Here is a 12815-nt window from a genome sequence, read left to right as displayed (position 1 = left end):
GCTGTCGGTGCCGATGTCACGCGGGGGTGTGAGATGTCCGAGGAGCCGTTCACCGTCCGGCCGGAGACGCTGCGCGGGGTGGCGCGGGCGTTGGCCGACGACGCCTACCGGTTGGCGCACGGCCTGGCCGGTGAGTCGGGGCTGACGGTGGTCGCGCCCGACTGGTCGGCCGCGGCGGCGTTGACCGGGCTGGAGTCGGCGGTGCACGGCTGGCTCGGCCGGCTGGGCGGCCGGGTGGCCGAGACGAGCGGGGCGGTCCGCGCGGCGGTGGAGGCGTACCGGACGGTCGACGAGCGGGCCGCCGCGCGGCTGTCGGTCCTGCCCCGATGACCTCCGTCGCGTACGCCCGGCTCTGGGCGGCCGACCCCGGCGCGTGGCGGGCCGCCGGCGCGGCCTGGGGCGGGTTGACGGCCCTGGTCGGGCGGCGGGCCGCCGCCCTGGACGAGCGGGCCGCGGCGCTGGGCTCCGGGTGGTCGGGTGCCGCGGCCACGGCGGCGGGCGCCCGGTTCGCCCGGCTGACGGCCGATCTGGCCTCGCTGCCACCCGCACTGATCGAGGCGGACCAGGCGCTCGCCGAGTTCGCGGCCCGCCTCGCCGCGGCGAAGGGGCGAATGGCCGCGGCGGTGGCGCTCGCCGACTCGTCCGGGCTGTCGGTCGATCGGGAGGGCCGGGTGAGCGCCGATCCGGCCCGGGTCCGGCCGAGCGAGCGGGACGGCCCCGCCGCGGCCCGGGTGACGGCGGCGCTGCGGGACGCGCTCGATCTCGCCGCCGCCGCCGACCGGGTGGCGACGGCCCGCCTGACCGAGCTCGCCGCGGCGTCGGCGACGGGCTGGCAGGAGGCGCCGCCACCGGGCCGGCCGGGGCCGGGCGCCGAACCGGCGCGGGTGCGCGCCTGGTGGGCCGGGCTGACGCCGGCCCAGCGCCGCTGGCTGGTGGCGCACGAGCCGGCGCTGGTCGGCCGCCTGGACGGGGTGCCGGTGGCGGCCCGCGACCAGGCGAACCGGCTGTTGCTCGCGGCCCGCCGCGCGGAGCTGCTGGCGCAGCGGCGGGATCTGCCGACCCGGGTTCCGCCGGGGCTGGTCGAGGCGGCGCGGCTGCGCTGGCTCGACGACCGGGTGGCCGGCCTCGACGCCCTCACCGACCGGCTGGCCGCGGCGACCGGGCCACGGGCGTACCTGCTCGGGCTCGACACGGCCGGTGAGGGGCGGGTGGTGGTCGCGCTCGGCGACCCGGACCACTCCGACCGGGTGGTGACGTACGTGCCGGGCATGACCGCCGGCCTCGACGACGCCCCGGGCGAGTTGGGCCGGGCCGCGAGGGTGCTGGGCCGCTGCGCGGAGCTGGCTCCCGGCGAGCGCGGCGCGGCGGTGCTGTGGCTCGACTACGACGCCCCGGACTTCCTGCACGAGGCGGTGACGGAGGGCCCGGCCCGGGACGCGGGCGCGGCGCTGCACCGCTTCCAGGAGGGGCTGCGCGTCACCCACGACGACGGGCCGCCGGCCCGGCAGACGGTGCTCGGGCACAGCTACGGATCGGTCGTGGTGGGCACGGCCGCGCGGGACCACGGCCTGGCCGCCGACGCCCTGGTCTTCGTCGGGTCCCCCGGGGTCGGGGTCGCGCACGCCGCCGAGCTGCGGGTGCCCTCCGGCGAGGTCTGGGCGAGCAGCGCCCCCGACGACGTGATCCGCCTGGCCCGGCCGCCGGACGAGGTGGCCCGGCGCGTCCTGGAGAACACCGCGCCGCTGGCCGCGGCGGTCGGGTGGCCCGGGTCGAGCGGGCGCGAGCTCTGGTTCGGTCGGGATCCGGCCGACCCCGGCTTCGGCGGGCGCGTCTTCCCCAGTGGCCGGCACGGGCACGCCGGCTACTGGAACGCGGAGAACCCGGCGCTGGACGGCATGGCCCGCATCGTGCTCGGCCGCTGACCGCCCGTGCGCGGGCACCGCTTCCGGGCGGCACGGTGCGGGCGCGACGCACGGCCGGACCGACGGAGTGGTGCACCCCGCACGCGCCGGCACGTCCCGAGCACGCTCCGGACGACGCGGGTCCCGGCCGCGGGCGGCGACCGGGACCCGGAGGTTCGTTCCCGGTTACTCGACGGTGACCGACTTGGCGAGGTTGCGCGGCTGGTCGACGTCGTGGCCGCGGGCGGCGGCGATCTCGGCCGCGAGGACCTGGAGCGGCACGGTGGTGAGCAGCGGGGAGAGCAGGGTGGGCGTACGGGGCACGTAGATCAGGTGGTCGGCGTAGCGGACGACCGCCTCGTCGCCCTCCTCCGCGATCACGATGGTCCGGGCGCCCCGCGCCCGCACCTCCTGGATGTTGGAGACCACCTTGTCGTGCAGCACGCCCCGGCCCGCCGGCGACGGCACCACGCAGACCACCGGCGTGCCCTTGTCGATCAGCGCGATCGGCCCGTGCTTCAGCTCGCCGGCGGCGAAGCCCTCGGCGTGCATGTAGGCCAGCTCCTTGAGCTTCAGCGCGCCCTCGAGTGCCACCGGGTAGCCCACGTGCCGGCCGATGAACAGGACGGTCGGCTCCGACTTCAGGTCCCGGGCCAGCTCGCGCACCGGCTCGATCCGGTCCAGCAGCTCGCGCAGCTTGGCCGGGACCTCCTGGAGCTGGGCGACCACGGCGGCGACCTCGTCGGCGAACTTGATACCGCGCACCTGGGCCAGGTGCAGGCCGATCAGGTAGCAGGCGACCAGCTGGGTGAGGAACGCCTTGGTGGAGGCGACGGCGATCTCCGGACCGCCGTGGGTGTAGAGCACCGCGTCCGACTCGCGCGGAATGGTGGAGCCGTTGGTGTTGCAGATGGCGAGCACCCGGGCCTTCTGCTCCTTGGCGTGGCGCAGCGCCATCAGGGTGTCCATCGTCTCGCCGGACTGGGAGATCACCACGATGAGCGTGGACCGGTCGAGCACCGGGTCGCGGTAGCGGAACTCGCTGGCCAGCTCCACCTCGCAGGGGATCCGGGTCCAGTGCTCGATGGCGTACTTGGCGACGAGTCCGGAGTGGTAGGCGGTGCCGCAGGCCACGATGAAGATCTTGTCGACGTCGCGCAGGTCCTGGTCGCTGAGGCGCACCTCGTCCAGGGCGATCTCGCCCGACTCGGTGAGCCGGCCGAGCAGCGTGTCGGCGACGGCCTGCGGCTGCTCCTCGATCTCCTTGAGCATGAACCAGTCGTAACCACCCTTCTCGGCGGCGGACGAGTCCCAGTCGATGTGGAAGTCCTTGCCCTGGGCGGGCTGGCCGTCGAAGTCGGTGATCTCGATGGTGTCGCCGGTGATCAGCACGATCTGGTCCTGGCCCAGCTCGACCGCGTCGCGGGTGTGCTCGATGAACGCGGCGACGTCCGAGGCGAGGTAGTTCTCGCCCTGGCCCCGGCCCACGACGAGCGGCGAGTTGCGCCGGGCGCCGACCACCGCGCCGGGCACGGCGGCGTCGACGGCGAGCAGGGTGAACGCCCCCTCCAGCCGCTGGCAGACCACCCGCATGGCGGCGGCGAGCAGCTGCGGGCCCTCCGGGTGGCCGGCGGCGCGCAGGTCGGACAGCGCGGCGGCGAGCAGGTGGGCGGCGCACTCGGTGTCGGTGTCGCTGGTGAACTGGACGCCGTCGGCCTCCAGCTCGGTGCGGAGCTTCGCGAAGTTCTCGATGATGCCGTTGTGGATCACCGCTACCCGGCCGTCGGGCGAGACGTGCGGGTGGGCGTTGCGGTCGGTGGGGCCACCGTGGGTGGCCCAGCGGGTGTGCCCGATGCCGGTGGTGCCGTCACCGATGCCGATGGGGCTCGCCGCGCAGGACGTCGGGTCCTCGGCGGCGCGTTCGGAGAGCACCTTCTCCAGGTTGGCCAGCTTGCCGGCCTTCTTCTCCGTCAGCAGTTCCCCGTCGCACACGACGGCGACACCCGCCGAGTCGTAGCCGCGGTACTCCAGCCGCCGCAGCCCGTCCAGCACGATGCCGAGCGCCGGCCGCGCGCCGGCGTAACCCACGATTCCACACATGGTCCGCAGCCTAACCCAGTTTCGCTCATCGCGCGTGCGCGAAAGCACCGTAAACGATCACTGACTTTGAGCGAACGGCCGAACCGGGGTGCCGCCGGGGCGGTACCCCGCCCCGACGTGCCACGACACGGACGCTCACCAGGCCCCGCCTACCCGTACATTGAGGGCCGCAACCGGCGGGCAGGCGATCACCTCGTCGGCCGGCACCCCCTCTGCCCGCGGCCCCTGCCGCGTCCGTACCCGGAGCAGCCCTGATGTCCGAGGCGTCACCCTCCGCCGAACCGAACCCCACGCCCGGGCCGGACCCGCGCCCCTGGGCGCCTCCCGACCCCGGCGTGTGGTCCGGCGCTCCCGGCTACGACCCACCGCCCGTTCCGGCCGCCGGCGCCCCACCGCCCACCGCGTGGAGCCGGTACGGCCCGGGCCCCTCCGGTCCGCGGCCGCCGTACGGCCACCCCTGGCCGTACGGCGCGGCGCCCGTGCCGCCCCGCACGGGCGGGCGGTCACCCGGCCCCGCCATCGCGGTCACCGTCGTCGTCGTGCTCGCGCTCTGCGGCGTGCTCGGCGGCACGGCCCTGCTGCGGCACGCCGACCGGCCGAGCCCGCACGCCCCGATCGCCCAGCAGCCCTATCCGGGCGGCTACCAGGGCGGGGAGGAGGGGTACGAGGACGAGGCCGAGCCGTGGGCCGACGAGCCCGCACTGACCCCCAACGACGGACCCGGCGACGTACGCGTCGTCTACGAGGTGACCGGCGAGGGGCGCTTCGACCTGGAGTACTACGACGCGAACGGCGACTTCGTCCAGGAGCCGCGGGTGCGCCTGCCCTGGCGGCTCAGCTTCTCGGCGCGCGACGGCGGCCGGCTCATGGTGCTGGCCCACCACCCGGACGGGCGGATGGAGAGCAGCTGCCGCATCACGGTGGGCGGGAGGACGGTCGACCACCAGGCGGACGAGGACTTCGGGTCCAGCTGCTTCGGCACCGCCGTGGGTTGAGGGTTCGGCGCGGGGCCGTAGGCTGGCGGACGTGACGACGACCACCGATGTCGATCCGCTGGTGGCCCGGATGCGGCCGTTCGGCACGACCATCTTCGCCGAGATGTCCGCGCTCGCCGTCCGCACCGCAGCGGTCAACCTGGGCCAGGGCTTTCCGGACACGGACGGCCCGCCGGAGATGCTCGCGGCCGCGGCCGAGGCGCTGCGCTCGGGGCAGAACCAGTACCCGCCGGGTCCGGGTGTCCCCGCCCTGCGCGCGGCGGTGGCCGGCCACCAGCGCCGGTTCTGGGGGCTCGACTACGACCCGGACGCCGAGGTCGTCGTGACCGCCGGCGCCACCGAGGCGATCGCCGCCGCGATCCTCGCCCTCTGCGAGCCGGGCGACGAGGTGGTGTGCTTCGAGCCGTACTACGACTCGTACGCCGCCTCGATCGCCCTGGCCGGCGCGGTCCGCCGGCCCGTCACGCTGCGCCCGGCGGGCGACGGCCGGTACGCCTTCGACCCGGCCGCGCTGCGCGCCGCGTTCGGCCCCCGCACCCGGCTGGTGCTCCTGAACTCGCCGCACAACCCCACCGGCAAGGTCTTCACCCCGGCCGAACTGGCGCTCGTCGCCGAGCTGTGCCAGGAGCACGACGTGTACGCGGTGACCGACGAGGTGTACGAGCACCTGGTCTTCACCGACGCGTCCGCGCCCCACGTGCCCCTGGCCACCCTGCCCGGCATGCGGGAGCGCACCCTGCGGATCTCCTCGTGCGGCAAGACGTTCTCCTGCACGGGCTGGAAGGTCGGCTGGGCGAGCGGGCCCGCCCGGCTGGTCTCCGCCCTGCTGCGGGTGAAGCAGTTCCTCACGTTCGTCAACGCCGCCCCGCTGCAACCCGCGGTGGCGGTGGCGCTGGCCCTACCGGACGACTACTTCGTCGGGTTCCGAGCCGGGATGCAGGCCCGACGGGACCAGCTGGTCGACGGCCTGACCACCGCCGGCTTCGAGGTGATCCCACCGGAGGGCACCTACTTCGTCACCGCCGACGTCACCGCCCTCGGCGGTCGCGACGGGGTGGAGTTCTGCCGCTCGCTGCCCCAGCGGTGCGGGGTGGTCGCCGTGCCGACCCAGGTGTTCTACGACGACGCCGAGGCCGGGCGGCGCCTGGTCCGCTTCGCGTTCTGCAAGCGCCCGGAGGTGCTCACCGAGGCGGTCGCCCGCCTGCGTCGGCTCGCCCCGGCCTGACCACGCCCGCCGCAGGCCGCGCCGGCTCCCGACCGCGCGGCTGCTCGCCGAGGGGTGACGAGCAGCCGACGCGCGTCGGGCGCCGGTCGGATCAGGATGCGACCGGGCTCGCGGTGCGGACCTGGTCGGCGATCCGCTCGGCAACGGATCGGGCCGCCGTCTCGGTGGCGGCCTCGACCATCACCCGCACCAGCGGTTCGGTGCCCGAGGGGCGCAGCAGCACCCGCCCGGTGCCGCCCAGCTCCGCCTCGGCCCGCTCCACCTCGGCGCGTACGGCCGGCGCGGCGGCGCCGACGGTGCGGTCCGCGACGGGCACGTTGATCAGCACCTGCGGCAGCTTGGTCACCACTGCGGCCAGGTCGGCGAGGCTGCGACCGGTGGCCGCCATGCGGGACATCAGGTGCAGGCCGGTCAGCACGCCGTCGCCGGTGGTGGCGTAGGCCGGCATCACGATGTGCCCGCTCTGCTCGCCACCGAGCGCCAGGCCGGACGCCCGCAGCTCCTCCAGCACGTAACGGTCCCCGACCTTCGTCTCGATCAGCCGGATGCCCTCGGCGGACATCGCCAGCCGGAGGCCGAGGTTGCTCATCACGGTCGCCACGAGCGTGTCCTGGGTGAGCGTGCCCGCCTCGCGCATGGCCAGCGCGAGGATCGCCATGACCTGGTCGCCGTCCACCTCGTCGCCGTCGGCGGTGACCGCCACGCAGCGGTCGGCGTCACCGTCGTGGGCGATGCCCAGGTGCGCGCCGTGCTCCACCACGGCGGCACGCAGCGCGTCGATGTGGTTGGAGCCGCAGTCGTCGTTGATGTTGAGCCCGTCCGGCTCGGCGTGGATGGCGATCACCTCGGCGCCGGCCTCCCGGTACGCCACCGGGGCGACCTCCGCCGCCGCGCCGTTGGCGCAGTCGACGACGACCTTGATCCCGTCGAGGCGGTGCGGCACCGTCCCGACCAGGTGCTGTACGTAGTGGTCCGCGCCGTCGAGCAGGTCGTGCACGCGCCCCACGCCGGCACCCACGGGGCGCTCCCACGCCGTGGTGGCGTTCGCCTCGACCGCCGCCTCGATCTTCATCTCGATCTCGTCGGGAAGCTTGTGCCCCCCGGCGGCGAAGAGCTTGATCCCGTTGTCCGGCATCGGGTTGTGCGAGGCGGAGAGCATGACGCCCAGGTCCGCCTTGGCCTCCGCGGTCAGGAACGCCACCGCCGGGGTGGGCAGCACGCCGACCCGGATCACCGTGGCGCCCGCGCTGGTCAGCCCGGCCACGACAGCCGCCTCCAGCATCTCGCCGCTGGCCCGGGTGTCCCGGCCCACCACCGCGACGGGCGGGTGACTCCGGTCCGTCTCCGCGAGTGTGTGCGCCGCGGCGACCGCCACCGCGAGCGCGAGCTCCGGGGTGAGATCCACGTTCGCCCGCCCGCGGACGCCGTCCGTGCCGAACAACCGACCCATACCCGCCAACCTCCGATGACACGGCCGATAAGTGGAGAAAGCGGAACGGCCGGCCCACCTCCCGACGAGGGGAGGCGGACCGGCCGTCCGTCAGACGTACAACGCGCTGGTGAAGATCAGCGCTTCGAGTACTGGGGAGCCTTGCGGGCCTTCTTGAGGCCGTACTTCTTGCTCTCCTTGACCCGGGCGTCCCGGGTCAGGAAGCCGGCCTTCTTCAGGGCCGGGCGGTCGTCGGGCTCGTTGACGATCAGAGCCCGGGCGATGGCGAGCCGGAGCGCGCCGGCCTGACCGGTGATGCCGCCACCACGCAGGTTGGCGATGACGTCGAACGTCTCGGCCTTCTCGGCGGTCACCAGCGGGTCCTTGATCAGCTGCTGGTGCACCTTGCTCGGGAAGTAAGCCTCGAGGTCACGGCCGTTGCAGGTGATCTTGCCGCTGCCCGGCACGATGCGGACCCGGACGATGGCCTCCTTGCGGCGACCCACGGTCTGGATCGGCCGGTCACCACGAGGCGCGCGGGCGACGGGCGCCGGCGCCTCGGTGGCCTCGGGGGCGACCTCGGTGGCGGTGATGTCGGTCATGCTGATTCCTTCGCCCGCGCTCACTGCGCGATCTGCTTGATCTCGAACGGCACCGGCGACTGGGCGCCGTGCGGGTGCTCGGCACCGGCGTAGACCTTCAGCTTCTTGATGAGCTTACGGCCGAGCTTGTTGTGCGGGAGCATCCCCTTGACAGCCAGCTCGATGGCCCGCTCGGGACGCTTGGTCAGCAGCTCGTCGTAGCCGACCTGCTTCAGACCACCCGGGTAACCGGAGTGGCGGTAAGCGATCTTCTGCTGACGCTTGTTGCCGGTCAGCGCCACCTTGCCCGCGTTCACGATGACGACGAAGTCGCCCGTGTCGACGTGCGGCGCGAAGGTCGGCTTGTGCTTGCCACGCAGCAACGTGGCGGCGTGGGTGGCCAGGCGGCCCAGCACGACATCAGAAGCGTCGATGACGTGCCACTGACGCTCGATCTCACCCGGCTTCGGGCTGTACGTACGCACAGGTCTACCTTGTCTCGTCGTCGGTCTGGGGTCGCGCGCCGAGGTCACCAGGCGCGCACGAACGACCAAGCGTACCTGATATGGCACGCCTCTGGATGTCGTACAACAGCAGGCAACGATACCCGGCGCCCCGTCGGCTGGTCAAAACGGGGTCCCACCCGGCGCGCCCGCGTCGCGGGCCGTGGCCGAGGTCACACCCGGGGCGACCGGAGCCACCGGACCGGCGGGGCACGTCACCGGCCCACCTCCGGGCGGCGCCCGGACCCCTGCCCGGCTCAGAGCTGCTGCAGGATCCGCAGCGCCCGGCCGACCCGGTGCATCGTGTCGGCGTCGGCGACGTCCACGCACTCGGTGAACCACTTCTTCATGGGAGAGGAGAGCCGGTCGGGCATCACCACGTACCCGCCCATCTGCACGGCGAGCGGCGAGTCGCGCAGCAGCGCCTGCTCGACCACCTCGGCCACGATCACGATCGGCACGTCGGTGGAGTTGTAGACGTCGGAGCTGATGACCAGCCCCAGCCGTTCACGCGCACCCTCGATGCGCCAGATCTCGCCTCTACGCAGCACGCGGACGCCCGCCGAAGAGCAGGTCGTCGACCATGCCCACCTCGCGGGCGTCGGCGAGGGCGGCCGACTCGAGATCCATTCCGGCGCGACCCACGGCGGCGGCGTGCGCGGCGAAGACCTCCCGGAGGGCCTTCTCCCGGGCGGCCTGGTCCATCCAGGCCGAGAGCGACAGGCCCTCGCGCTTGGCGAACCGGCGCGCCTCCTCGATCGTCTCGTCGGAGAACGACAGTGTCACCTTGGCGGTCATGCCGGTGAGATTACCCGGCGGTGTGACCGTCAGTCATCCGCGGACGCGCCCGCCGGCAAACCGGACAGCCACGGCCGGGCCGCGATCCGGAGCAGTCCGTCAGGGGCGTCGGCCACCGAACACGGCGAACCGCCACTCCTTGAAGAAGCAGTCCACGTCGGCGAGCCCGACCTCGGTGAGCCAGAGACACTGGTCGGCGACCGGCGCCGGCCGGTCGTGCCGCATCCGCTCCCGGGCCGCCGCGATCTCGTCGGGGTCCGAGCCGAGTTCGGTGATCCGGGCCGTCCACACCTCGTCGTAGCGCCGGTCCAGCGCGGGGGTCGGGCCCGCCACCTGCTCGGCGTTGACGAACACGCCGCCCGGCAGCAGCGCGTCGGCCGACCGACCGTAGAGCGACCGTTTGCCGTCGTCGTCGAGATGGTGGATGGCCAGGGCGGAGACCACCGCGTCGTACCGGCCGGCGGGCAGCGGGCCGGTCAGGTCGGCGCGCACCGTCCGGTGCGGCACGCCACGCGCGCGCAGCTGGTCGGTGGCGACCGCCAGCATCGCCGGGGCGGCGTCGACCAGGGTGAGCCGCACCCCGGGGACGGCCGCGGCCAGCAGCAGCGAGAGCAGCCCGGTGCCGGCGCCGAGATCCAGCACCTCCGGCGTACGTCCGGCGGCCAGCGCGGCCCGCAGCGGCGGCGCGGCCACCTCGACCGCCGTGCCGTAGAAGGCGTCGAAGCAGGGCACCAACCGGCGACGCGACGCGTCGTAGCTTCCGGCCACGGCGTTGAAGGCATCCGCGACGGCCATCGGCGCTCCTCCCATTATCCAAGACAGTGCTCCCACATTCTAAGCATCGCCAGGTGGTCCTCCACCGTGGAGCGGTGTGAGGCGCTCTTGACAGGGCCGAAACAGGCCGGACCCGGACCGGAAACGGCCCGACGGCACGCTTGGCCGACATGACACACGGTGCACGGCCGACCACGCGCACGGCGCGGCGGCCCGCGCCGTGGCTCCCCGTCGGTCCGGGAGGAGCCGGGCACGCGGCGCCGGCCGGGACCGCGTCGACCTCCCGGCCGCCGGGCCCGGTCCGCCCGGCTTCGCCGCCGGGACGAGGACTCCGAGGTGCCGCTGCGACAGGAGGGGTGATGCGTGAGGAGCTTGCCGGCTTCACCATCGGCGTGACGGTCGACGGCCGGCGCGACGAGCTCGCCGGGCTGCTGCAACGCCGAGGGGCCCGGATCGTGCTCGCGCCGGCGCTGCGGATCGTGCCCCTGGCCGACGACACCGAGTTGCGGGAGGCGACCCGCGCCTGCCTGAGCCGGCCGCCGGACGTCCTGCTGGCCAGCACGGGCATCGGGATGCGCGGCTGGCTGGAGGCGGCCGAGGGATGGGGGCTCGCGGAGCCGTTACGTTCGGTGCTCGCCGAGGCGTACGTGGTGGCCCTCGGCGGCCGGGCGCGCGACGCCCTCCGGGCAGCCGACCTCCCCGACCGGTGGACTCCGGCGTCGGAACGCTGGGAGGAGGTCGTCGACCACCTGCGCCGGCGCGGGGTGGGTGGTCAGGTGGTCGCGGTGCAGCTCCACGGCGAGCGGCAGCCGGAGTGCACCCGGGCCCTCGAGGCGGCGGGCGCCACGGTGATCGAGGTGCCCGTCTACCGCTGGGCACCGCCGACCGATCCGGCTCCGCTGCACCGCCTCGTCGACCTGATCGCGGGGCGACTCGTCGACGCGGTGGCCTTCACCGCCGCGCCGGCCGTGGAGGCGCTGCTGCGGGCAGCCGGGGACCGGGCCGACGTGGTGCTGGGGGCGTTCCGCGCCGACGTGTTGGCCGCCTGCGTGGGCGCGGTGACCGCGGAACCCCTGCGGCGCCGGGGCGTGCCCGTCCACACGCCGGACCGGGCCCGGCCGGACGCGCTGGTCGAGACCATCGCGGACGAGCTGCCCCGGCGCACCGTGTCCTGCAAGGCGGCCGGGCACCTGCTCACCCTCCGCGGGCACGCCGCGCTGATCGACGGTGACCTGCGCCCGCTCGCGCCGGCCCCGATGGCCGTGCTACGGGCGCTCGCGCGGCAACCCGGCCGGGTGCTGTCCCGGACGGCGCTGCTGCGGACGCTGCCCCGCGGCGCCGACGAGCACGCCGTGGAGATGGCGGTCGCCCGGCTCCGCGCCGGCCTGCGCGCCCCCCGCGTGGTGCAGACCGTCGTGAAGCGCGGGTACCGCCTCCGGGTCGACTGAACCGGCCGGGCGCCCGCCCGGCACCTGCGCCGGCGGGCCCGCGCGGGACCCGCTGGCGTCCTCGTCAACCGACCGGTGTCGCGAAGCCCCGGCCGTGCTCGGCCTCCAGCCGTGCCATGGCGTGCTCGACAACGGTGACCAGCACGTGCTTCACCGAATCACGCCGTCGGGCGTCCGTCATGATCAGCGGCACCTGTGGCGAGATCGCCAGCGCCTCGCGGATCTCCTCCAGTTCGTACCGGGGCGCGCCGTCGAAACAGTTCAGCGCGACCACGTACGGCAGTTGCCGGTTCTCGAAGTAGTCCAGTGGCGCGAAGGCATCGGTGATCCGGCGGGTGTCCACCAGCACCGCGGCACCCACCGCGCCCCTGATGATCTCGTCCCACATGAACCAGAAGCGCGTCTGGCCCGGGGTGCCGAACAGGTACAGGATGAGGTCCTGGGCCATGGTGATCCGGCCGAAGTCCATGGCGACCGTGGTGGTCTCCTTGCCCGGCACCTTGGACGGATCGTCGATCCCGACGCCGGCCGCGGTCATCACCGCCTCGGTGGTCAGCGGCGTGATCTCGGAGATCGCGCCGACGAGCGTGGTCTTGCCCACGCCGAACCCACCGGCGACGACGATCTTGGCGGATACGATCCCGCGGCTCTGCTGCCCCCTCGCGGGGTCATAGCCTGCGAAGTCCACTTAGCACCCTTCCCAGCAGTTCCATTCGCTCCTCGAACCCCTCGGCGGGAGCAGCAGTGTGTAGCGTCAGCAGGCTCTCGGCCACCATGTCGGCGACCAGCACCCGGGCGACGCCGAGCGGCATCCGGGTGTACGCGGCGATCTCCGCCAGCGACTGCGCCCGGCCCTCGCAGACGGTGGCGATGCGGTGCTTGTCGTGGCCGGCGAACCGGGACTCGGCGACCTGGGTGGGCGTGGCCATCAGGACCGCCTCCAGGGCGATGTCCTGACGGGGCTCGGTCCGGCCACGGGTGACCGCGTACGGTCGCACGAGCGCACCACGTGGGTCCCGCCGGGGTTCCATCCGCGATCACCTCCTCTCCGTTCCGGTGCC

At 74.3% G+C, this 12815-nt stretch carries 14 protein-coding genes; 5 read left to right on the top strand and 9 right to left on the bottom strand.

The annotated features are described in order from the left end of the window. Positions 1-33: 33 nt before the first annotated feature. The gene (locus SM573_RS09500; protein WP_474611021.1) at positions 34-330 is read left to right on the top strand and encodes a hypothetical protein; all 297 of its coding nucleotides are present in this window, start codon (positions 34-36) and stop codon (positions 328-330) included. Then, positions 327-1922, top strand: coding sequence for an alpha/beta hydrolase (locus SM573_RS09495; protein WP_474615916.1), 1596 nt, complete (start codon positions 327-329; stop codon positions 1920-1922). Before SM573_RS09500 ends, SM573_RS09495 begins: the two co-directional genes overlap by 4 nt. 165 nt (positions 1923-2087) lie before the next feature. On the opposite strand, the gene glmS is transcribed toward SM573_RS09495, so the two are convergent. Then, a complete protein-coding gene (gene glmS / locus SM573_RS09490; protein WP_474611023.1) occupies positions 2088-4001 on the bottom strand; it encodes a glutamine--fructose-6-phosphate transaminase (isomerizing) in 1914 nt (637 codons plus the stop codon). A 254-nt stretch (positions 4002-4255) separates the two neighbouring features. Here glmS and SM573_RS09485 point away from each other — a divergent pair, with 254 nt between their 5' ends. Further along, positions 4256-4996, top strand: a complete 741-nt coding sequence (locus SM573_RS09485) for an MmpS family transport accessory protein (RefSeq protein ID WP_474615915.1) — start codon at positions 4256-4258, stop codon at positions 4994-4996. Positions 4997-5027: 31 nt separating this feature from the next. After that, positions 5028-6221, top strand: a complete 1194-nt coding sequence (locus SM573_RS09480) for a pyridoxal phosphate-dependent aminotransferase (RefSeq protein WP_474615914.1) — start codon at positions 5028-5030, stop codon at positions 6219-6221. 91 nt (positions 6222-6312) lie between these two features. Here SM573_RS09480 and glmM read toward each other — a convergent pair whose 3' ends face one another. From glmM to SM573_RS09450, 6 genes are all read right to left on the bottom strand, one after another. Then, positions 6313-7671: a phosphoglucosamine mutase gene (gene glmM / locus SM573_RS09475; protein ID WP_474611026.1), complete on the bottom strand. Its 1359-nt coding sequence runs from the start codon at positions 7669-7671 to the stop codon at positions 6313-6315. A gap of 116 nt (positions 7672-7787) precedes the next feature. Beyond that, positions 7788-8252: a 30S ribosomal protein S9 gene (rpsI, locus tag SM573_RS09470; protein ID WP_474611027.1), complete on the bottom strand. Its 465-nt coding sequence runs from the start codon at positions 8250-8252 to the stop codon at positions 7788-7790. 20 nt (positions 8253-8272) lie between these two features. Next, the gene (gene rplM, locus SM573_RS09465) at positions 8273-8716 is read right to left on the bottom strand and encodes a 50S ribosomal protein L13 (protein WP_091102704.1); all 444 of its coding nucleotides are present in this window, start codon (positions 8714-8716) and stop codon (positions 8273-8275) included. A 275-nt stretch (positions 8717-8991) separates the two neighbouring features. Next, complete coding sequence (locus SM573_RS09460) at positions 8992-9285, bottom strand: type II toxin-antitoxin system PemK/MazF family toxin (protein WP_474611028.1); 294 nt, start codon at positions 9283-9285, stop codon at positions 8992-8994. Further along, positions 9275-9532 carry a DUF6364 family protein gene (locus tag SM573_RS09455; RefSeq protein WP_474611029.1) on the bottom strand — a complete coding sequence of 86 codons (258 nt, stop codon included), beginning with the start codon at positions 9530-9532 and terminating at the stop codon, positions 9275-9277. Before SM573_RS09455 ends, SM573_RS09460 begins: the two co-directional genes overlap by 11 nt. Positions 9533-9631: 99 nt before the next feature. Further along, a complete protein-coding gene (locus tag SM573_RS09450) occupies positions 9632-10327 on the bottom strand; it encodes a class I SAM-dependent methyltransferase (RefSeq protein ID WP_474615913.1) in 696 nt (231 codons plus the stop codon). A gap of 338 nt (positions 10328-10665) precedes the next feature. On the opposite strand from SM573_RS09450, the gene SM573_RS09445 reads away from it, so the two are divergent. Continuing rightward, positions 10666-11754: a uroporphyrinogen-III synthase gene (locus tag SM573_RS09445; RefSeq protein WP_474615912.1), complete on the top strand. Its 1089-nt coding sequence runs from the start codon at positions 10666-10668 to the stop codon at positions 11752-11754. A 64-nt stretch (positions 11755-11818) separates the two neighbouring features. Here the strand turns inward: SM573_RS09445 and SM573_RS09440 are convergent, their stop codons facing one another. Both SM573_RS09440 and SM573_RS09435 read right to left on the bottom strand, forming a co-directional pair. Next, positions 11819-12442, bottom strand: coding sequence for a GTP-binding protein (locus SM573_RS09440; RefSeq protein ID WP_474615911.1), 624 nt, complete (start codon positions 12440-12442; stop codon positions 11819-11821). Next, positions 12423-12785 carry a DUF742 domain-containing protein gene (locus SM573_RS09435; protein ID WP_474611033.1) on the bottom strand — a complete coding sequence of 121 codons (363 nt, stop codon included), beginning with the start codon at positions 12783-12785 and terminating at the stop codon, positions 12423-12425. Before SM573_RS09435 ends, SM573_RS09440 begins: the two co-directional genes overlap by 20 nt. Positions 12786-12815: the final 30 nt, after the last annotated feature.

It is taken from the genome of Micromonospora xinjiangensis, from assembly GCF_056150165.1.
Note: the sequence above shows the minus strand (reverse complement) of the source record. Positions and strands in the feature narration are given on the sequence as shown.

Coding starts and splice junctions, on each gene's coding strand:
- SM573_RS09500 (WP_474611021.1), top strand. CDS start 34: ATGTCCGAGGAGCCGTTCACCGTCCGGCCGGAGACGCTGCGCGGGGTG.
- SM573_RS09495 (WP_474615916.1), top strand. CDS start 327: ATGACCTCCGTCGCGTACGCCCGGCTCTGGGCGGCCGACCCCGGCGCG.
- glmS (WP_474611023.1), bottom strand. CDS start 4,001: ATGTGTGGAATCGTGGGTTACGCCGGCGCGCGGCCGGCGCTCGGCATC.
- SM573_RS09485 (WP_474615915.1), top strand. CDS start 4,256: ATGTCCGAGGCGTCACCCTCCGCCGAACCGAACCCCACGCCCGGGCCG.
- glmM (WP_474611026.1), bottom strand. CDS start 7,671: ATGGGTCGGTTGTTCGGCACGGACGGCGTCCGCGGGCGGGCGAACGTG.
- rpsI (WP_474611027.1), bottom strand. CDS start 8,252: ATGACCGACATCACCGCCACCGAGGTCGCCCCCGAGGCCACCGAGGCG.
- SM573_RS09455 (WP_474611029.1), bottom strand. CDS start 9,532: ATGACCGCCAAGGTGACACTGTCGTTCTCCGACGAGACGATCGAGGAG.
- SM573_RS09450 (WP_474615913.1), bottom strand. CDS start 10,327: ATGGCCGTCGCGGATGCCTTCAACGCCGTGGCCGGAAGCTACGACGCG.
- SM573_RS09445 (WP_474615912.1), top strand. CDS start 10,666: ATGCGTGAGGAGCTTGCCGGCTTCACCATCGGCGTGACGGTCGACGGC.
- SM573_RS09435 (WP_474611033.1), bottom strand. CDS start 12,785: ATGGAACCCCGGCGGGACCCACGTGGTGCGCTCGTGCGACCGTACGCG.